Genomic DNA, 18,813 nt, shown 5'->3' with positions numbered 1-18,813 from the left:
CCTGTGGGCAGTCTCATGGAATTTTCGTGGTCCCTTCCCCGGTCAGAGGGTGGGGAACGTGTAGACGGCGCCGTCCTTGATGCCGGCCGGCCAGCGCGTGGTCACCGTCTTCAGCCTGGTGTTGAAGCGCACGCCCTCCGGCCCGTAGATCGAGTGGTCGCCGAAAAGCGACCGCTTCCAGCCACCGAAGGAGAAATAGGCGACGGGCACCGGGATCGGCACGTTGATGCCGACCATGCCGACCTCGATCCGGTCGGCGAAGGCGCGCGCCGCATCGCCGTCGCGGGTGAAGATCGCGGTGCCGTTGCCGTATTCATGGGCATTGATCAGGTCGAGCGCCTCGTCGTAATTGCCGGCGCGGACGACGGAAAGGACCGGTCCGAAAATCTCCTCCCGGTAGATCGTCATGTCCTTCTTCACGCGGTCGAACAGCGTGCCGCCGACGAAATAGCCGTCCTCGTAGCCCTGCAGGGAAAAGCCGCGGCCGTCGACGACAAGGTCCGCGCCTTCCTTGACCCCCTGATCGATGTAGCCGAGCACCTTCTGCTGATGCGCGCGGGTGATCAGCGGGCCCATTTCGGCATCGCCGTCCGTCGAGGGGCCGATCTTCAGCGACTGCACCCGGGGGGCCAGCGTCTCGACCAGCCGGTTGCCGGTTTCCTCGCCGATCGGCACTGCCACCGAGATGGCCATGCAACGCTCGCCGGCGGAACCGTAGCCCGCGCCCATCAGCGCGTCGGCGACCTGGTTCATGTCGGCATCCGGCATGACGATCATGTGGTTCTTGGCGCCGCCGAGCGCCTGCACGCGTTTGCCGTGCGCCGTGCCGGTCGAATAGACGTATTCGGCGATCGGCGTGGAACCGACGAAGGAAATCGCCTTGACGTCCGGATGGGTGAGCAGCGTATCGACCGCTTCCTTGTCGCCGTGGACGACATTGAGCACGCCTTCGGGGAAGCCTGCCTCCATGAAGAGGTCGTAGACGACCATCGCGGCGGAGGGATCCCGCTCGGAGGGCTTGAGGATGAAGGTGTTGCCGCAGGCGACCGACACCGGATACATCCACAGGGGCACCATGGCCGGGAAGTTGAACGGCGTGATGCCGGCAACGACGCCGAGTGGCTGGCGGTCGGAATAGCTGTCGATCGCCGGCCCGACATTGCGGGCGAACTCGCCCTTCAGCAGATGCGGGATGCCGCAGGCGAACTCCACCACTTCCAGGCCGCGCTGCACCTCGCCAAGCGCATCGTCATGCGTCTTGCCATGTTCGGCGGAGATCGCCCGGGCGACCTTGTCGGCATTGGCCGACAGCAACTCCTTGAAGCGGAACATCAGCCGCGCGCGCTTCAGCGGCGGGGTATCGCGCCACGCCGGGAACGCGGCTTTCGCAACCGCGATCGCCTGTTCCACCTCGCTGCGCGACGACAGACCCAGAATGCCCGACTGTTCGCCGGTCGCCGGATTGTAGACCGGCACAGTCCGGCCCGAGCGGCTTTCGACTCGCGCGCCGCCGATTGCGTTCATGATCACTTGCATTGCCGAATTCCTCCCCGGATCAATCCAGGCCCTGAAGGACGTCGCGCAGCGTCGTCACAAGCTGGTCGATCTGGTGCTTCTCGATGATGAGCGGCGGGGACATGGCAATGATGTCGCCGGTCGTGCGGATCAGGATCCCGGCGTCATAGGCCTTCAGGAAGGCCGAAAAGGCGCGCTTGGTCGGTTCCCCGGCGATCGGTTCGAGCTCGATGGCGCCGATCAGGCCGATATTGCGCACGTCGATGACATGCCTGGCGTCCCTCAGCGAATGAAGGGCATCTTCCCAGTAGCCGGCGAGTTCCGCGCCACGGGTCAGAAGGCCTTCCTCCTCGTAGGTGTCGAGCGTGCCCAGGCCTGCGGCGCAGGCGACCGGATGACCGGAATAGGTGTAGCCGTGGAAGAACTCGATCAGGTGCTCCGGACCGGTCATGAAGGCTTCGTGGATCTGGCTGGTGCAGAACACCGCGCCCATCGGGATCACGCCGTTGGTGATGCCCTTGGCGGTGGTCACGAGGTCGGGCGTGACGCCGAAATGGTCGACGGCGAACGGAGAGCCGAGGCGGCCGAAACCGGTGATCACCTCGTCGAAGATCAGCAGGATGCCGTGCTGGTCGCAGATCGCCCGCAGCCGTTCCAGATAGCCCTTCGGCGGGATCAGCACGCCGGTGGAGCCGGCGACCGGCTCGACGATGACGGCGGCGATGGTCGACGGATCGTGCAGCTGGACGAGGCGGATGAGATCCTCGGCATATTCGGCGCCGTTTTCCGGCTGTCCGCGCGACCAGGCATTGCGGGAAAGGTCGTGCGTGTGGCGGATGTGATCGACGCCCGCCAATAGCGGACCGAACATCTTGCGGTTGGCGACGATGCCGCCAACGGAAATGCCGCCGAAATTCACGCCGTGATAGCCGCGTTCGCGGCCGATCAGGCGCGTGCGGGCACCCTCGCCGCGCACGCGATGATAGGCGATCGCCATCTTCAGCGCCGTCTCCACCGACTCCGAGCCGGAATTCGTGAAGAAGACGTGGTCGATGGGCGACGGCATCAGCGCCGTCAGGCGCGCCGCGAGTTCGAAGGCGTGCGGATGGCCCATCTGGAAGGCGGGCGCGTAATCGAGTTCGGCGATCTGCCGCTGCACGGCCTCGGTAATCTTCGGCCGGCCGTGGCCGGCGTTGCAGCACCAAAGACCTGCGGTGCCGTCCAGCACCTGCCGACCGTCCGCTGTCGTGTAGTGCATGTCCTTGGCGCCGACGAAAAGGCGCGGGTTCTTCTTGAACTGCCGGTTTGCGGTGAACGGCATCCAGAAGGCTTCGAGATTGTTTGTGGCAAGCGCCGAATGCGACATGTTTCCTCCAGCCGCCCTCCCAAAAGGGCGGAATCGCAATCAAGAACAGGCTGCCCGCTCAGGGCAGTGCGTGCAGCCGCCTCCGGGCCGGGGGGCCGCGATCCGCGTCACTCTTGCCGGCGGGTCAGTGCGATGACAAGCGGTTCGATCCGCCCGAAGGTGTCATCCCCCAACCTTCTTTCCGGCCGGTATCCCGGTGCCGCTTCGTCTTGCGTGGGCAGCATCCGGAGAAATCTGAAAGGTGATGGCGGGTCTTGTTCCATCCGGACCGACCCGCTCGATATTGCTCCCGTAGCGGTCAGAGTGTAAAACCTGACCAAACGGTCAAGTCGAGCCTAGGAAGCCTTGACCAAACGGTCAAGATCATTTTCGCCGCTTCGCGCTTAAAATTCGATCACGAGATGCCGCCGAAAAAGAGCCAGAAAACGACGATGCGCGCGGAAAAGGAAAGCGCGATCCTGCAGGCTGCGGAGGCGGTCTTCGCCGACTATGGCTACAAGGGCGCCACCACCGGAATGATTGCCGAACTGGCCGGCATCCCCAAGGCCAATCTGCATTATTATTTCCCGACGAAGGAAGCGCTCTATCGCCGGGTCGTTGAGCATATCTTCAACATCTGGCTCGATGCGGCCAACTCCTTCGACGAAAGCGACGATCCGGTCGAGGCACTGAGCGCCTATATCTCGAAGAAGATGGATATTTCCCGCGACCACCCGATGGGGTCGAAAGTGTGGGCGAACGAGATCCTGCATCGCGCGCCGGTCATCCAGGACTATCTGGAAACGACGTTGCGCGACTGGACGGCAAGCCGCATCGCCGTCATCAACCGCTGGATCGCCGAGGGGCGGATCGCGCCGGTCGATCCCCAGTATCTTCTCTACATGATCTGGGCGACCACCCAGCACTACGCGGATTTCAACCACCAGATCGATACGCTAAATGGCGGCGAACCGCTGAGCGATGCACAGTTCGACCGCGCCAAGCAGACCGTCATCGGCATCATTCTGGCCGGCATCGGCGCAAGCCCTGCAATTGCGCGAAAGGAAGCGGCCGAATGAACACGGGTTTCGACAGCGGGCAGTCGGAGGCGACACGGGGCAACGGCCCGGCAACGAAGATCCAGGAAAAGAACCGCGCCAAGATCCTCGATGCGGCGTTCCGGGAATTCGCCGCCTTCGGCTATCGCGGCGCCCGGATCGAACAGATCGCGGCGGCTGCCGGCATGTCGAAATCGAACCTGCTCTATTATTTCGGCTCCAAGAAAGCGATCTACAAAGCCGTTCTGGCAGATCTTCTCGATACGTGGCTCGCACCGCTCAGGACGCTCGATCCCGCAGGCGACCCGCGTGAGGAGCTTTCCGCCTATATCAACCAGAAGATCGAGCTGTCCGCCCGCTATCCGGAAGCCTCGAAGCTGTTTGCCAATGAGGTGATGCAGGGGGCGCCGATGATCGGCGACGTCCTGGCGGGCCCCCTCAAGGCGCTTGTCGACGAGAAGGCGGAAGTCATCCGCCAATGGACGGCGGAGGGCCGTTTGCAGGCCGTCGATCCCTATCACCTCATCTTCACCATCTGGGCAACGACCCAGCACTACGCCGATTTCGCCACCCAGATCCGCGCGCTCACCGGCCATGGCATCGACGAGGCGGGTTTCAGGCAGGAAGCCGAGCGCAGCGTCGCCGGCATTATCCTGAACGGTGTCCTGGGGCGGGAATAGCCCGCGAACTTGCGCCGATTGATCTTCTGCATTCTCCGCCTATCATGACGTTATTCCGTTGCGTCAATTTGCGGAGCCTGTCATGCGTCGAATCCTCTGTGCCGTAACTTTGATGGTTTTGTGGATTTCGCCCACCCTGGCCGCAAGCTGCGGCAATTCGGCCAAAGGCTTCGAAAGCTGGCTCGCTGAATTCAAGCGCAGCGCGGTCGCACAGGGGATTTCTCCGCGCACCGTATCCGCCGCCCTCGATGGCGTACGCTATGACAGCAAGGTCGTGCGTCTCGATCGTTCTCAGAAGTCCTTCAAGCTCAGCTTCGACGAGTTCCGCAAGCGCCGCGCGCCGCAGGGAACGATCAATGCCGGCCGAAGGCAGCTTTCCGCGAACCAGCGTTTGCTGGCTCGCGTCGAGAAGACCTACGGGGTTGCGCCGGAGGTAATCGTCGCGATCTGGGGACTCGAGACCGGGTTCGGCGGCTTTTCCGGCAATATGTCGGTCTTCCGCTCGCTGGCGACGCTGGCCTATGACTGCCGCCGTTCCGGCTTCTTCACCACCGAATTGCTGCATGCATTGCTGATCGTCGATCGCGGCGACATGAGCGTTTCGGCGATGCGGGGCGCATGGGCGGGCGAACTCGGCCAGACCCAGTTCCTTGCCTCCAATTACGTGCGCTTCGCCGTGGACTTCGACGGCGACGGGCGCCGCGATCTCATCCGGTCGCGCGCCGATGTATTCGCTTCGACGGCAAATTACCTGCGCCGCAAGGGCTGGCAGCCGGGAGGCGACTGGTCTCCCGGCACGCATAATTACGGCGTGCTGAGGGAGTGGAACCGCGCCGAGGTCTATCGCCAGACCATCGCCTATTTCGCCACCGAGATCCGGCGATAGGCGAGGTCTATGCCGGAACCTTTTTCGGAGACCATTGCAGCAGGAAAGTCGCTGCGGCCGTGATGGCGACGCCTGTCACCACCGTCTGGCTCGGCAAGGGGCCTCCGATCAGCGTCTTTTCGATCACCACGAAGGCAGGCAGCAGATATGTGTAGGCCATCACCTGGCCGGAAGGCAGGCGAACGCTTGCATACTTGGCCAGGTAGAAGGTCAGCGCCGTGGGAAAGACGGCGAGATAGACGATGCCGGCATAGGTGGAAGGCGGGACGGCCGACCATTCCACCTGGACGATCACCGGCAACCCGACGATGAAAAGCACCATGGTGCCGCCCATCAGCACCCAAAGCGTGAACAGCGACAGCGGCTCCGTTCCGTGAAACTTGCGCACGAAGGGCGAGTAGGCGGCGAACGCCACACAACCGCAAAGGAAGAGCCGTTCGCCGAAACCGAGGGACAAATTGGCAAGCGCCGCGAGATTGTCGCCGTAGAGAACCACGATTGCCCCGCAACCCGCTATGGCCAGGCACAGAAGCTGGCGACGGCTCAAGGTCTGGCGCAGCAGGAGCCAGGCGAAAGCGGCCGTCATTGCCGGAATGAGGGCGAAGAGCGCGCCGGTATTGATCGCGCTGGTGAAGCGCAGCGCCTCGAACATTGCGATGAAGTAGAAGGCAAGCAGGCTGCCGACGAAGCTCGCCTTCAGGCCCTGTTTGAGGTTCGGTCGCGCCCATTTGCGATTTGCCGCTACAACCGCAGCCAGGACCAGCGTGGCAATCAGGAACCGCAGGAATGTCAGCGCAATCGGGTCGAGGGTCGCGGTAATCGCCTCGCCGACGGGAAACGTCGTGGAAATCACCAGGATGAAGAGCAACATCGCGAGATGCGCGCGAAGTCCGTCGCCGGACTGCCGATCTGCGCGGACCTGCCTTTGGCGGAGTGCATCGGGATCGGCGTGCCGGCTCATTGCATCTCCCATGACCTGCGAAAAGGCTTGAACTGCAAAAGCGGAAGCCCGACTACCTCCCGGCCTCCAGTCCCGCAAATGACGAAATCCTGAGCGCTCTAGCATGCGCCTGTTTGCCGGCGCCAGCGCAGAAGTGGCAGAAGCGGCAGCTGACGCTGCCGCCTCAAATGGTTGACCTTAATGAAAATTTAGCAGGCTTTATTCCGCCGCTTCCATGACGCGGTTGGGATTGTTGGGATGGGTCGTCCAGTCGGCGAACTTTCGCTCGATCGGCTTCTTCGTGCGCGGATCCACACCGTCCGTCATTTCCACCATGGTGATGCAATTCTCCACCGGGCAGACGCTGACACAGAGATTGCAGCCGACGCATTCCTCGTCGATGACCTCGAAATGCCGCTGGCCATCCACCATCGCGGTGATCGCCTGATGGGAGGTGTCCTCGCAGGCGATATGGCAGCGGCCGCACTTGATGCAAAGATCCTGGTCGATCTTCGCCTTGGTGATGTAGTTGAGATTGAGGTGCTGCCAGTCGGAGCAGTTCGGCACTGCCTGGCCGACGAAATCGGAGACCGACGTGTGGCCCTTGCTCTCCATCCAGTCCTTCAGGCCGTCGATCATGTCCTGCACGACCTTGAAACCGTAGGTCATCGCGGCGGTGCAGACCTGAACGTTGCCGGCGCCCAGCGCCATGAATTCCGCTGCATCGCGCCAGGTCGTCACGCCGCCGATGCCGGAGATCGGCAGGCCACGGGTTGCCGGATCGCGGGCGATTTCGGCGACCATGTTCAGCGCGATCGGCTTGACCGCCGGGCCGCAATAGCCGCCATGGGCGCCCTTGCCGTCGATCGTCGGGTTGGGGGCCATCAGGTCAAGATCGACGCTGACGATCGAGTTGATCGTATTGATGAGGGAGACGGCGTCGGCGCCGCCTGCCTTCGCCGCCTGGGCGGGCTTGCGGATATCGGTGATGTTCGGCGTCAGCTTGACGATCACCGGCATGCGCGTGTGCTGCTTGCACCAGCGGGTGACCATCTCGATGTATTCCGGCACCTGGCCCACGGCCGAGCCCATGCCGCGTTCCGACATGCCGTGCGGACAGCCGAAATTGAGCTCCACGCCATCGGCTTCGGTGTCCTCCACCCTTTTGAGGATGTCGATCCAGTTCTTCTCCTCGCAGGGCACCATCAGGGAGACGACCAGGGCGCGGTCGCGCCATTCGCGTTTCACCTGCTTGATTTCCTGGAGATTGACCTCCAGCGGCCGGTCGGTGATCAGCTCGATATTGTTGAAGCCGATGAGCTGGCGGTCCTTGCCGTGCACGGCGCCGTAGCGCGGGCCGTTGACATTGACCACGGCCGGGTCCTCGCCAAGCGTCTTCCAGACGACGCCGCCCCAGCCCGCCTTGAAGGCGCGCACGACGTTATAGGCCTTGTCGGTCGGCGGCGCGGAAGCGAGCCAGAAGGGATTGGGCGATTTGATGCCTACGAATTCTGTCGAAAGGTCGGTCATGTCTGTCCCCCTCGGGTTACGGGGAAAATGGAATTCAAGCGGTCAGCGCCGCATGGATCGAGCGGGCCGCGAGCTTGCCGTCCTCCACCGAGGCCACGGTCAGGTCCTCGCCGCCGGCAACACAGTCGCCGCCTGCCCAGACGCCGGACAGCGACGTCTTGCGGTCGGCGTCCACGCGAATGCGCCCGCCCTCCAGCGCAAGCGGCTCCGAACCGCCATTGACGGGATCGGCGATGAAGGTCTGGCCGATGGCCTTGAAGACCTGGTCCGCCGCAAAGGTCACCGTCTCGCCGGTGCCGGAGAGCCGCCCGGAACTGTCGAGCGTCATTCGCTCCGCCTCTACCGCACTTACATTGCCGCCTTCGCCGACAATGCGCTTCGGCGCCAGCCAGTCACGGATCACCACGCCTTCGATCTGGGCCAGCTCCTGCTCGTAGCGGCTGGCCTTCATCGCATCCTGCCCGCGGCGATAGAGGATCGTGACCTCGTCGGCGCCGAGTTTCTTCGTCTGCACGGCGATGTCGATCGCCGTCATGCCGCCGCCGATTACGACGACGCGCCGCCCCACCGGAAGAACGGATAGATCCTTCGCCTGGCGCAGTTGCGCGATATAGGAGACTGCGTCGAGGACGCCGTTCAGGTCTTCGCCTTCGGCGGCAAGCGCATTGACGCCGGAAAGTCCCATGGCAAGGAAAACGGCGTCATGACCGGCGCGCAGGTCAGAAAGCGTGAAATCGCGGCCGAGTGCCTTGCCCGTTTCCACCTTGATGCCGCCGACGGATAGCAGGAACTCCACCTCCCGCTGGGCGAAGTCGTTGACCGACTTGTAGGCGGCAATGCCGTATTCGTTGAGGCCTCCGAGCTTCGGTCGCGCCTCGTAGATCGTGACGTCATGACCGTCGAGGGCGAGCGCATGGGCGCAGGCAAGCCCCGCCGGCCCGCCGCCAACGATGGCGACGCGCTTGCCGGTTTCGGGCGCGCGCCTGAAATGCGTGCCCGAGATCGATGCCATGTAGGTATCGGTGGCGTGGCGCTGCAGCAGGCCGATGCTGACCGGCTTGTCCTCCGCCACGTTGCGCACGCAGGCTTCCTCGCACAGCGTCTCGGTCGGGCAGACGCGGGCACACATCCCGCCAAGGATATTTTCCGCAAAGATGGTCTTGGCTGCTCCCACCGGATTGCCGGTGGAGATCTGGCGGATGAATTGCGGAATGTCGATCGATGTGGGACAGGCTATCGTGCAAGGGGCGTCGTAGCAGAAATAGCAGCGGTCAGCCTCCACCGCCGCCTCGTGCGGGTCGAGCGGCGGATGAATGTCATCGAAATTCTGCAGATAGTCGTCCGACGTCAGGCGCCCCGCACGGATATCGGGCGCCGAAAGCGTGTCGGCCATTCTGAGACCTCCAGGTCGATCCGGGGCGCACGCTCCTATTGACGAAGCAACGGCGCGAAGCCCGGGCTATGTTCCTCTCTGCGGCCTCGCGGATCGTCCGGTCAGCCGAATTCTGGTGGTTCAGCGGGAGCACCTCGTTGCTCGGGCGTCTCTTCCGCTTCGTACATTGGGCCAAGTTTTGACCAAATAGTCAAATTTTTTCGACGCCAGTCCGCCTGCGCGAAACTGCGAGACACCGGAGCGCCAACGACCGCGTCCAATCATTGTAAAAATATACAGTTACCTACAGGAAATCGTGGAGTTTATGTCGATCATAAATACATAAAGCAATATTGATCACGCAAATATCCATATTATGGGATGTAAAAACTGTCAATATCTACGTTTAATTACTTATTAATTCTTGGTCTACAAAATTTTCCTTTAAGTTATTTGGAGGAACTGATTATGTTGCCAGGTTCTTTCCGCCCATTCATCCGAGCAAAACGACTTAGCAGCGATCAAAGCGGTGTCGCTGCCATCGAATTCGCGATCGTCATGCCGATCTTCCTTATCGTCCTGTTCGGCATCATCGCGTTTGGCATCTATTTCATCGCCGCCCAGTCCATCCAGCATGCGGTCAACGAAGCCGCCCGCGCATCCGTTGCAGGCATCACGCCTGCCGAAAGGGATCAGCTCGCCAGGCGGAAGCTCGACGAGGTCATGGAATCACTGCCCCTCGTCAGAGCCGACGCCATGTCGGTATCGACCAGCGAAGCGGGAGGCAATCCTCCCTCGTTCGAGGTCGACATCAACTACGATGCGAGCCATCTCGGCCTGCCGACCGTCGCCCATATCATCGGTCTCGACCTGCACATGATCGAGCGCCGCGCGACCGTACAATACGGGGGGTTTTGATCATGACCTTCCTGAAAATGGCGGCCGCCAGGTTTCGTCGGGACGACAGGGGGGCCATTGCGATCCAGGCAGCGCTCCTGCTTCTTGTTGTGGTCCTGATCTTCGCCCTGGTCGCCGAAACGGCCCTCATCTACTTGCAGCAACGGCGGGCTCAGGGCGCAACGGATGTGGCAGCCCTTCTCGCGGCCCGCCAGATCGACCAGCCCGAGCGCGCGGCGCGCGGCGCACTTGCGCAAAACGGATTTGAAAATCCGCTCAGCCTCGAAGTCGTCACCGGCCACTATACGCTCGATTCCGCAGCAAATCCCCTTGAGCGCTTCGAACGCGGCGCAACCCCGGCCAATGCCGTCTTCGTGCGGCAGTCGAGCCGGCCCTGGCTGGTCTTTCTTCCGAAATTGGTCGGTGACGGCGACTACCGCATATCCTCGGAGGCAATCGCCACCACATCCGGTCTGGTTGCCTATTCGATCGGCAGCCGGCTCGCCGCGGTACGAGGCGGCATCCTGAACAGCCTGCTTTCCGGCCTGACCGGCGGCAATATCGAGCTGACGGCGGTGGACTACAACAGCCTCGCCTCGGCCACCGTCGACCTTGGCGATCTTCTCGGCGGCGTCGCGGCCCAGGCCGATGTCGGCGGCAATACCTATCAGGACGTGCTGGAAGCCGAACTGGATTTTGCCGATGTTCTGGACGTGGCGGCAGATGTCACGCAGTCGAGCCCGGGCGCCGCGGTCCTGCGTGAGGTCGGCCGCAATCTGGCCGGTTCGCACCAGATCAACCTGTCATCCCTGATCGACATCGGCCCTCTGGCCTATGAGGAGATCGGCTCAGAGCTGAAACCGGCACCCAAGGGCACGTTGCTCGACCTCGTGGTGAACAGCGCGGAACTCTTCAATGCCGGGCATGCCGTCGATCTCGACCTCGACGCCAATATCGCCGGCCTCGCCTCGCTGCGCGCGGTGCTGGTACTTGGCGAGGCGGAACAGTCCTCCGGCTGGATCAAGGTCGGTTACCAGGATTCCCGCCTTTCCACCTCCCAACTCCGGCTTTTCCTCGAGCTTCGTGTCGGCGGCGCCGCGCCCCTTACGGGACTTTCGATCCGCCTGCCGGTCTATCTCGATCTTGCCTCCGGGCATGCGCGGATCGCGGATATTTCCTGCGACTATGCCAACGGCGCCTCCAATCGGGTCGTTGTCCGCGCAAGGCCGGGCCTGGTCAGCCTGCGGATCGCCGACCTCGATGCCGACGACCTGCCCCGCTTCGGCGACGGCGTGCCGTATCGCGACGCGAAGATCATCGATACGCCCCTGGTGAAGGTCACCGGTCAGGCCTACACGGAAGCCGCCAATCCGCGCGCGGAGAGGATCGTCTTCCGGCAACGCGACATCGACGAGGCCCGCGTGAAGACCATCGGCACGACGAGCGCCGTGGAAAGCATGCTCAGCACGCTATTTGCCAACCTCGACCTCGATGTCAGGCTGCTGGGCCTGCCGCTGCTCAATCCGACCCTCGTCCGCAACAGCGTCACCCAGACGTTGACCCAGCTGGCCAACCCCGTCGACGGTGTCCTGTTTGCCCTGCTGGATGCGGCCGGCATCAAGCTTGGCGAGCTTGACGTGAGGGTTTCGGGCCTGCGCTGCGACGGCTCCGTGCTCGTGCAGTAGAAGATTGGCGGGCGAGGCGTTTCAATGCGCCTCGTCCCAGTTTGCGGCAGCCCGGGCATCGACCTGGAGCGGTACGGCGAGATCGACGGCAGGCTCCGCCGCCTTCTCCATCACTTCCCGCACGACCGGGATCGTCCGGTCGACTTCCGCCTCGGGCACTTCGAAGATCAGTTCGTCATGCACCTGCAGCAGCATCCTGGCCGAGAGTTTCGCCCGCTCCAGCCGGTCTTCCATGCGGATCATCGCCCGGCGGATGATATCGGCGGCGGAACCCTGGATCGGCGCATTGATCGCCGCGCGCTCATAGAAGGAGCGCAGGTTCGGATTTGAGGTATTCACCTCCGGATAGTGCGCCTTGCGGCCGAAAATCGTCTGCACGTAGCCATGCTCGTGCACGAATTTCTTGGTTGCGTCCATATAGTCGCGGATACCGGGAAAGCGCTCGAAATAGGTCTTGATATAGTCCGACGCCTCGCCGCGCGAGATGCCGAGCTGGGCCGCGAGGCCGAAGGCGGATATGCCATAGATGATGCCGAAATTGATGGCCTTCGCCCGCCGGCGAACCATCGGATCCATGTCCTTCACCGGCACGCCGAACATCTCGCTCGCCGTCATCGCGTGGATATCCAGCCCGTCCTCGAAGGCTTTCCGGAGCTGCGGGATGTCGGCCATGTGGGCAAGGACCCGCAACTCGATCTGGCTGTAATCGGCGGAAACGAGCTTGTGGCCCTTCTCCGCGACGAAAGCCTTGCGGATCTTACGGCCTTCCTCGGTGCGGACCGGGATGTTCTGCAGGTTCGGCTCCGAGGAGGAGAGCCTGCCCGTGGTCGTGGAGGCGAGCGAATAGGACGTATGCACACGCCCGGTTTGCGGATTGAGATAGCCCGGCAGCGCATCGGAATAGGTCGATTTCAGCTTTGAAAGCTGCCGCCAGTCGACAATGCGAGCCGGCAGTTCATGACCTTCGGCGGCCAGATCGTCGAGGACGGAGGCGCTGGTCGACCAGGCGCCGGTCTTGGTTTTCTTGCCGCCCGGCAGGCCCATCTCGCCGAAGAGGATGTCGCCGAGCTGCTTGGGGCTGCCGATATTGAACGGCTTGCCCGCGAGCTCGTGGATTTCGGCCTCGAGCCGCGCCATTCCCTGCGCGAACTCGCCCGACAGGCGCGACAGCATCTGCCGGTCGATCGAGATGCCGCGCTGTTCCATGCGGGCGAGCACAGGCACCAGTGGACGCTCCAATACCTCATAGACCGCCGCCATGTGTTCGGCCGCAAGCCGTGGCTTCAGCACCCGCCAGAGCCTGAGCGTGACATCGGCGTCTTCCGCCGCATAGGCGGTCGCCTTGTCGATCGTCACCTTGTCGAAGGTGATCATCGACTTGCCGGAGCCGGCGACCTCCTTGAAGGGGATCGGCGTATGGCCAAGCCACCGCTCGGACAATTCGTCCATGCCGTTGCCGCCCTTGCCGGCATCGAGCGTGTAGGAGAGCAGCATCGTGTCGTCATAAGGCGCGACATCGATGCCGTAGCGATGGAAGACCAGCCAGTCGTATTTCAGGTTCTGCGCGATCTTGAGGACGGAACGGTCCTCCAGCATCGGCTTCAGCGCATCGAGAGCGTCCTTCAGCGGGATCTGGCCTTCGACAAGACCGCCGCCGCCGAGCAGGTCGCCTTCGCCATCCACATGGCCAAGCGGGATATAGCAGGCCTTGCCGGGTGCCGTGGCCAGCGAGATGCCGACGAGGTCCGCCTGCATGGCATCCAGCGACGTCGTCTCGGTGTCGACCGCCACATGGCCTGTCTCGAAGGCATCCTCGATCCAGGCGCGAAGACGCTCCATGTCGCGAACGGTCTCGTAAGCCGAATTGTCGACCTTCGCGGCCCTTGCCGCTTCCGCCCGCGCCGCGGCGAGATCGGCCGCGGTCCATTCTCCCGCGGAAGCCGGATCGGCCGCCAGGCTGGCCTTGTTGGGCTCTGCCGGCGGATCGGCAGGATCGGAGGCCGGCGCACCCTCCATGATGCGGCCCTTGCCGTCCGGCTCGTGCCAGCCGCGAACGACCAGTTCGGCGGGCTCGATGGCCGAGATTTCCGCCCCCGTCGCCTCGGCGACGCGGCGGGTCAGCGTGTTGAACTCCATCGCCTTCAGGAAGGCGATCGCCCTCGGGCCGTTCATGTCCTCGACGGCGAGGGCGGCCACGGGCAACTCCACCGGCACGTCGCATTTCAGCGTCACGAGCTGTTTCGAGATGCGGGCCTGTTCGGCGAATTCGATCAGGTTCTCGCGCCGCTTCGGCTGCTTGATGGAGGACGCATTGGCCAGCAGCGTTTCCAGGTCGCCAAACTCGTTGATGAGCTGCGCCGCCGTCTTCAGTCCGATGCCGGGAACTCCGGGGACGTTGTCGACGGAATCTCCGGCAAGCGACTGGACCTCGATCACCTTGTCCGGTCCGACGCCGAATTTCTCGTACACTTCCGGCTCGCCGATGATCTTGTTCTTCATCGTGTCGATCATGCCGACATGCGGCCCGACAAGCTGCATCAGGTCCTTGTCGCCGGAAGCGATCGTCACCCGCGCGCCGGCCTTCGCCGCCTGGGTCGCGTAGGTGGCGATGATGTCGTCGGCCTCGAAGCCCTCCTGCTCGATGCAATGCACCGAAAAGGCGCGGGTCGCGTCGCGGATCAGGCCGAATTGCGGGATCAGGTCCTGTGGCGGTTCCGGGCGCTGGGCCTTGTATTCGTTGTAGATCTCGTTGCGGAACGTCTTGGCCGAATGATCGAAGATGACCGCCATGTGGGTCGGCTCGTCGCCGGGTTCCGGCGTGAGGCCTTCCTGGAGGAGCTTCCACAGCATGTTGCAGAAAATTTGTACTGCTCCAGTAGGCAGCCCATCAGATTTGCGCTTCTGGTATTTCGCATCCATCGTGGATGCTTGAAAGTAAGCGCGGAAGATGAAGGTGGAGCCATCGACCAGGATCAGGTGGTCGCCGGCCTTGAGCGATGCGGCTTCTTGGTTCTTCGACATGGCCGCGACGATGCCCGCGAAACCGCCGCAGATCAACCGGCTATTCCGCGCGCGGGCAATTGCTCTGAGGATGGCCCGGAAAGGACCGCCTTACTCCGCCGCCTGCGGTACCGCGGCGCCGGGCCGCCTGCCGTCGATGAAGGCCCAGTGCGGCCGCCGGAACAGGAAATAGCCGAGGCCGACCTTTCTGATCGCCCACCACAGGAGGAGAGGGCCGATGACGCCGGCCGCGGTCACGAGCACCGAAATCGTGCCGATATCCGTGATGATGCCAAGCTTCAGCAGCACGATGCGCGAAACGGCCATCGGGAAGAAGAAGGCGAGATAGACGACGATCGAGTTTTCGCCGCAATAGCGCAGCGGGGCCGAGAGGCCGATCTCCGTCAGCATCGAGGCGAGCACGATGACGGCGAAGGCGCCGATCGCGCCCAGGAACAGGCTGACGAAGGGCAGGTCCGCGTCGCCCTGGAAGACGAGCGTGCCGTTGGCGACGGCCCAGACGACAAGCCCGAAGCCGGCGGCGGCAAGGTTCGTGCGCGCCCAGGCCGCGAGAGCGAAGGCGTTCGGCGCAAAGACATAGCCGGAGTAGAAGAAGACGAAGCGTGCGCAGAATTCGTCGACGACCAGCCAGCCGGTCTCGATCGGGGCGATCTGCAGGCCGGCGGCTACAGCCAGCATGAGCGGCCAGGGAATTTGGAGGCTGCGGGCCGCCTTGGCGACGATGAACATCACCGGCAGCAGGTAGATGAACCACAGCGTGCCGAAGGGCTGCACGAAGCTCCAGGCATATTCGGCCGCAACGCCGCCCCAGCCCATTTCCTCGGCGAAAAGCGGCGCCTTGACCGCAAACTGGATCGTCACCCACAGCGCATAGAAATAGGCGAAGTGCACGACCTTGCGGTCGAGGTAGAGCCGCCAGTCGCGGTCGATCACATTGGCGAGGAACAGGCCCGAGATCAGGAAGAAATCCGGCATGCGGAACGGTTTGGCGAAGGCGACGAGATAATGCATCCAGCCTTCGCCGCCGGCGGCTTCCCCGACGCCGAGCGTCGAATGCATCATCACCACGAAGATGATGCAGAAACCCTTTGCCGTGTCGACCCAGTCGACGCGTGTCGATTTTGCCGTCATGCCGCTGCCCGGATTTATCGCCGAAAATCGCGCGCATCTTGCAGGAGCAGGTGTGGAAGCGACGTTAACGCAACGGACGAAAGCGTCGGCTACCCGTCACCTTTGCGTGAGATCGGCGTTCTATCGCTTCCAGCGCTCGCCGATCGGCTGGCGGCCCTTCCGGCCCCGGAATGGCTGGACGAGCATGCGGTCGAGCCAGAGATCGCGGCGCGTGCGGAACTGGTCGATACCGATCGTCATGCCCTCATGGCCCGCGCGCGGCTGGGGACGATAGGTGCCGAGAAGCCTGTCCCACCAGGGAAGATTGAAGCCGAAATTGCTGTTCGTCTCGTCGACGTCCCAGGAATGGTGCACCCGATGCATGTCGGGCGTCACCAATACCAGCCGGAGCCAGCGGTCCAGCCATGCCGGCAGGCGCAGGTTGCTGTGATTGAACATCGATGTGGCATTGAGGAGTATCTCGAAGACAAGAACGGCGGCCGCCGGAGGGCCGAGACTGGCCACCACCGCAAGCTTCAGCGCCATCGACAGCAGGATCTCGCCCGGATGGAAGCGCAGGCCCGTCGTCACGTCGAACTCGAGGTCGGCGTGATGCATCCGGTGCAGGCGCCAGAGCGCGGGCACGGCGTGAAACATCACATGCTGGAGATAGATGGCCAGGTCGAGCAGCAGCAGCGACAGCACGAAGGCGAGGGCCGCCGGGATTGCGACCACATTGAACAGACCGAAGCCCTGCCGTTCGGCGACGATGGCAACGCCGACCGCCAGCACCGGAAAGGCGAGGCGCACAAGAAGTGTGTCGAGCACCACGATGGACAGGTTGTTCGTCCAGCGCAGCAGGCGAGGGATTTCCCTTCGCCGGCGCGGCAGGATGGCTTCGAGCAGCGCCAGCACGGCGAGAACCCCGAGGAATGCCACCAGCCTCGCCATGGCTTCGTTTTCGAGAAGAAAGTCTCCCATTGCCGTCTTGCGCCCCCTGAAACGGCCTTGTTCAACGATCCTGCTGATCCCGCCAGGGACTCAGGCGAGCGCGTTTCCCGGACGGACGATCGGCTTCGTCGTCCGGGTTCGTGCGGGACCAGTCGCCTTCATCGAGATCGACGACGTCCTTCTCGGGGCGGCGCACCCCGCCGCCGCCGACTACCGTAATGTCCGCGCGTTCGACAATCGCCTTCCCGATCATGCTGCGGACGGCGGGTATGAAAAGAAGCAGGCCCACCGCATCCGTCACGAAGCCCGGGATCAGCAGGAGAATGCCCGCGACGACCATCAGCGCGCCATGCACGAGATCGTCTGCCGGCACGCGGCCGGCCTCCATTTCGTTGCGGATGCGCATGAGAAGCGAAATGCCCTGCACACGCAGCATGATCGTCCCGGCCACCGCGGTTGCGACGGTCAGCAGGATCGTCGGAAGCGCGCCGATCTCCGAGCCCACGGCGACGAACACGTAGATTTCAATGAGCGGCAGGCCGATCAGCGCCGCGAGGATCAGAAGTCCGATGGGCATGGTTCCAGTCCGTTGGAGTTGCCGGCCGGCAGGCAGTAACGCCTGCCGCATGGGCGTTCATAGGGCGAGATAGGACTGCTTGCGCCGGAATGCGAGGATTTTCCTCACATGTGTCCGTATTTGCGGCAGCCGCTCCTGCAAATAAATCTGGATGCCGGTGCCATGCGCCTTACATAAGCAGGGATGACAAGCACGGCCCTGGGCCAATCGCCATTCGGGCTTTTCCGGTTCACGGCTCTTCAGGCCGTTTCCCGGAGGTGCGGCGATTGCGCCGGGCAAGAAAACGCTCTAGACCCAATCGTGGCAGGACGGGCTCGTTCATCGCTGGCAATGGAACCAGGACAAGGGACGCCGTTCGGGGGAGAGAGATCCGCGGGATCGGCATAATCTCCGCTTTACCTTGCCCGGATCCCGCCAGGATATTGTTGTTGAGCGAATTCCTGTCGATCAGGGAAACTGGCTGATCGGGAAGAGCTTGTGCGAAAACCATGGCCGGACGCGACATGAGCGACATTTTTGACGTCTACAACATCATCTTCCTGGTCCTGGCGGTCGTTATCTTCCTGAGATTGCGCAGCGTTCTGGGCAAGCGCACGGGGAACGAGCGCCCGCCCTACGATCCCTATTCCGCACCCAAGAGCAGCAACGGCACCGGGGACGGCGCGCGCAATGGCGGCGACAACGTGATCCCCCTGCCAGGCCAGGGCGAACCGCAGGACTTGGAGCCGGAGACCAGCTCGCCGACCGCGACACTGGACAAGATGGCGCCGAAAGGCTCCGCGCTGAACGAGGCGCTGCGCCAGATCCTCTCCGTGGACCGCGAATTCGAGCCAGGCCACTTCCTGCAGGGAGCCAAGGCGGCCTACGAGATGATCGTGACGGCCTTCGCGCAGGGCGACCGCAAGTCACTGCGCAATCTTCTGTCGAAGGAAGTCCATGACGGTTTCGTCTCGGCGATCTCCGACCGCGAGTCTCGGCAGGAAAGCGTCGATTTCACTTTCGTCGGGATCGAGAAGGCGGAAATCGTGGAAGCCGCGCTCAAGGGATCGGTCGCCCAGGTCACCGTCCGCTTCCAGAGCGAACTGATCTCCGCCACCCGCAACAAGGACGGCAATGTCGTCGAAGGCGACCCCGGCAAGGTCAGCGACGTCACGGATATCTGGACCTTCGCCCGCGATACCACGTCGCGCGATCCGAACTGGAAGCTGGTGGCGACCGAATCCGTCGAATGAGCCATGTGTTGCGG

Annotated in this window: 15 protein-coding genes; 6 read left to right on the top strand and 9 right to left on the bottom strand. The window is 63.1% G+C overall.

Annotated features, from left to right (window positions below):
- Positions 1–42: 42 nt before the first annotated feature.
- Both H2509_RS16990 and H2509_RS16985 read right to left on the bottom strand, forming a co-directional pair.
- Positions 43–1,536: a CoA-acylating methylmalonate-semialdehyde dehydrogenase gene (locus H2509_RS16990; RefSeq protein WP_182167511.1), complete on the bottom strand. Its 1,494-nt coding sequence runs from the start codon at positions 1,534–1,536 to the stop codon at positions 43–45.
- A 19-nt stretch (positions 1,537–1,555) separates the two neighbouring features.
- A complete protein-coding gene (locus H2509_RS16985) occupies positions 1,556–2,881 on the bottom strand; it encodes an aspartate aminotransferase family protein (protein WP_182167509.1) in 1,326 nt (441 codons plus the stop codon).
- 431 nt (positions 2,882–3,312) lie between these two features.
- Between H2509_RS16985 and H2509_RS16980 the strand changes: the two genes are divergently transcribed.
- The 3 genes from H2509_RS16980 to H2509_RS16970 all read left to right on the top strand — a co-directional run bounded on the left by H2509_RS16980 (position 3,313) and on the right by H2509_RS16970 (position 5,484).
- Positions 3,313–3,939, top strand: a complete 627-nt coding sequence (locus tag H2509_RS16980) for a TetR/AcrR family transcriptional regulator (RefSeq protein ID WP_235975051.1) — start codon at positions 3,313–3,315, stop codon at positions 3,937–3,939.
- Positions 3,936–4,598, top strand: a complete 663-nt coding sequence (locus tag H2509_RS16975; RefSeq protein ID WP_182167505.1) for a TetR family transcriptional regulator C-terminal domain-containing protein — start codon at positions 3,936–3,938, stop codon at positions 4,596–4,598. Before H2509_RS16980 ends, H2509_RS16975 begins: the two co-directional genes overlap by 4 nt.
- Before the next feature lie 82 nt (positions 4,599–4,680).
- On the top strand, positions 4,681–5,484 hold the full coding sequence (locus H2509_RS16970) for a lytic murein transglycosylase (RefSeq protein WP_182167503.1): 804 nt from the start codon (positions 4,681–4,683) through the stop codon (positions 5,482–5,484).
- A 7-nt stretch (positions 5,485–5,491) separates the two neighbouring features.
- On the opposite strand, the gene H2509_RS16965 is transcribed toward H2509_RS16970, so the two are convergent.
- The 3 genes from H2509_RS16965 to H2509_RS16955 form a co-directional block, all read right to left on the bottom strand.
- Positions 5,492–6,445 (bottom strand): DMT family transporter, encoded by a 954-nt coding sequence (locus H2509_RS16965; RefSeq protein ID WP_182167501.1) that lies wholly within the window; start codon positions 6,443–6,445, stop codon positions 5,492–5,494.
- 198 nt (positions 6,446–6,643) lie between these two features.
- Positions 6,644–7,954 (bottom strand): NAD-dependent dihydropyrimidine dehydrogenase subunit PreA, encoded by a 1,311-nt coding sequence (gene preA / locus H2509_RS16960; RefSeq protein WP_182167499.1) that lies wholly within the window; start codon positions 7,952–7,954, stop codon positions 6,644–6,646.
- Positions 7,955–7,988: 34 nt separating this feature from the next.
- Positions 7,989–9,347, bottom strand: coding sequence for an NAD(P)-dependent oxidoreductase (locus tag H2509_RS16955; RefSeq protein ID WP_182167497.1), 1,359 nt, complete (start codon positions 9,345–9,347; stop codon positions 7,989–7,991).
- A 447-nt stretch (positions 9,348–9,794) separates the two neighbouring features.
- On the opposite strand from H2509_RS16955, the gene H2509_RS16950 reads away from it, so the two are divergent.
- Both H2509_RS16950 and H2509_RS16945 read left to right on the top strand, forming a co-directional pair.
- Complete coding sequence (locus tag H2509_RS16950; RefSeq protein WP_268926043.1) at positions 9,795–10,244, top strand: TadE/TadG family type IV pilus assembly protein; 450 nt, start codon at positions 9,795–9,797, stop codon at positions 10,242–10,244.
- Positions 10,245–10,246: 2 nt separating this feature from the next.
- The gene (locus H2509_RS16945; protein WP_182167493.1) at positions 10,247–11,908 is read left to right on the top strand and encodes a TadG family pilus assembly protein; all 1,662 of its coding nucleotides are present in this window, start codon (positions 10,247–10,249) and stop codon (positions 11,906–11,908) included.
- A gap of 21 nt (positions 11,909–11,929) precedes the next feature.
- Here H2509_RS16945 and polA read toward each other — a convergent pair whose 3' ends face one another.
- The 4 genes from polA to H2509_RS16925 all read right to left on the bottom strand — a co-directional run bounded on the left by polA (position 11,930) and on the right by H2509_RS16925 (position 17,567).
- Complete coding sequence (polA, locus tag H2509_RS16940) at positions 11,930–14,929, bottom strand: DNA polymerase I (protein WP_182167491.1); 3,000 nt, start codon at positions 14,927–14,929, stop codon at positions 11,930–11,932.
- Positions 14,930–15,019: 90 nt separating this feature from the next.
- The gene (locus H2509_RS16935) at positions 15,020–16,060 is read right to left on the bottom strand and encodes an acyltransferase family protein (RefSeq protein ID WP_182167490.1); all 1,041 of its coding nucleotides are present in this window, start codon (positions 16,058–16,060) and stop codon (positions 15,020–15,022) included.
- Between the two features lie 120 nt (positions 16,061–16,180).
- Complete coding sequence (locus tag H2509_RS16930) at positions 16,181–17,020, bottom strand: sterol desaturase family protein (protein WP_182167489.1); 840 nt, start codon at positions 17,018–17,020, stop codon at positions 16,181–16,183.
- A gap of 31 nt (positions 17,021–17,051) precedes the next feature.
- Complete coding sequence (locus H2509_RS16925; protein WP_182167488.1) at positions 17,052–17,567, bottom strand: FxsA family protein; 516 nt, start codon at positions 17,565–17,567, stop codon at positions 17,052–17,054.
- Between the two features lie 503 nt (positions 17,568–18,070).
- Between H2509_RS16925 and H2509_RS16920 the strand changes: the two genes are divergently transcribed.
- The gene (locus H2509_RS16920) at positions 18,071–18,799 is read left to right on the top strand and encodes a Tim44/TimA family putative adaptor protein (protein ID WP_182167487.1); all 729 of its coding nucleotides are present in this window, start codon (positions 18,071–18,073) and stop codon (positions 18,797–18,799) included.
- Positions 18,800–18,813: the final 14 nt, after the last annotated feature.

Origin of the sequence: Stappia albiluteola (genome assembly GCF_014050225.1) — a bacterium.
GTDB lineage: Bacteria > Pseudomonadota > Alphaproteobacteria > Rhizobiales > Stappiaceae > Hongsoonwoonella > Hongsoonwoonella albiluteola.
This window is presented reverse-complemented; position numbering and strand designations above follow the sequence as displayed.

What these genes read in the sequence shown, in the direction of transcription:
- H2509_RS16945 (WP_182167493.1), top strand. Translation starts at nt 10,247, where the DNA reads ATGACCTTCCTGAAAATGGCGGCCGCCAGGTTTCGTCGGGACGACAGG.
- H2509_RS16985 (WP_182167509.1), bottom strand. Translation starts at nt 2,881, where the DNA reads ATGTCGCATTCGGCGCTTGCCACAAACAATCTCGAAGCCTTCTGGATG.
- H2509_RS16925 (WP_182167488.1), bottom strand. Translation starts at nt 17,567, where the DNA reads ATGCCCATCGGACTTCTGATCCTCGCGGCGCTGATCGGCCTGCCGCTC.
- H2509_RS16920 (WP_182167487.1), top strand. Translation starts at nt 18,071, where the DNA reads ATGAGCGACATTTTTGACGTCTACAACATCATCTTCCTGGTCCTGGCG.
- preA (WP_182167499.1), bottom strand. Translation starts at nt 7,954, where the DNA reads ATGACCGACCTTTCGACAGAATTCGTAGGCATCAAATCGCCCAATCCC.
- H2509_RS16975 (WP_182167505.1), top strand. Translation starts at nt 3,936, where the DNA reads ATGAACACGGGTTTCGACAGCGGGCAGTCGGAGGCGACACGGGGCAAC.
- H2509_RS16955 (WP_182167497.1), bottom strand. Translation starts at nt 9,347, where the DNA reads ATGGCCGACACGCTTTCGGCGCCCGATATCCGTGCGGGGCGCCTGACG.
- H2509_RS16970 (WP_182167503.1), top strand. Translation starts at nt 4,681, where the DNA reads ATGCGTCGAATCCTCTGTGCCGTAACTTTGATGGTTTTGTGGATTTCG.
- H2509_RS16930 (WP_182167489.1), bottom strand. Translation starts at nt 17,020, where the DNA reads ATGGGAGACTTTCTTCTCGAAAACGAAGCCATGGCGAGGCTGGTGGCA.
- H2509_RS16980 (WP_235975051.1), top strand. Translation starts at nt 3,313, where the DNA reads ATGCGCGCGGAAAAGGAAAGCGCGATCCTGCAGGCTGCGGAGGCGGTC.
- H2509_RS16950 (WP_268926043.1), top strand. Translation starts at nt 9,795, where the DNA reads ATGTTGCCAGGTTCTTTCCGCCCATTCATCCGAGCAAAACGACTTAGC.
- polA (WP_182167491.1), bottom strand. Translation starts at nt 14,929, where the DNA reads ATGTCGAAGAACCAAGAAGCCGCATCGCTCAAGGCCGGCGACCACCTG.
- H2509_RS16965 (WP_182167501.1), bottom strand. Translation starts at nt 6,445, where the DNA reads ATGAGCCGGCACGCCGATCCCGATGCACTCCGCCAAAGGCAGGTCCGC.
- H2509_RS16990 (WP_182167511.1), bottom strand. Translation starts at nt 1,536, where the DNA reads ATGCAAGTGATCATGAACGCAATCGGCGGCGCGCGAGTCGAAAGCCGC.
- H2509_RS16935 (WP_182167490.1), bottom strand. Translation starts at nt 16,060, where the DNA reads ATGACGGCAAAATCGACACGCGTCGACTGGGTCGACACGGCAAAGGGT.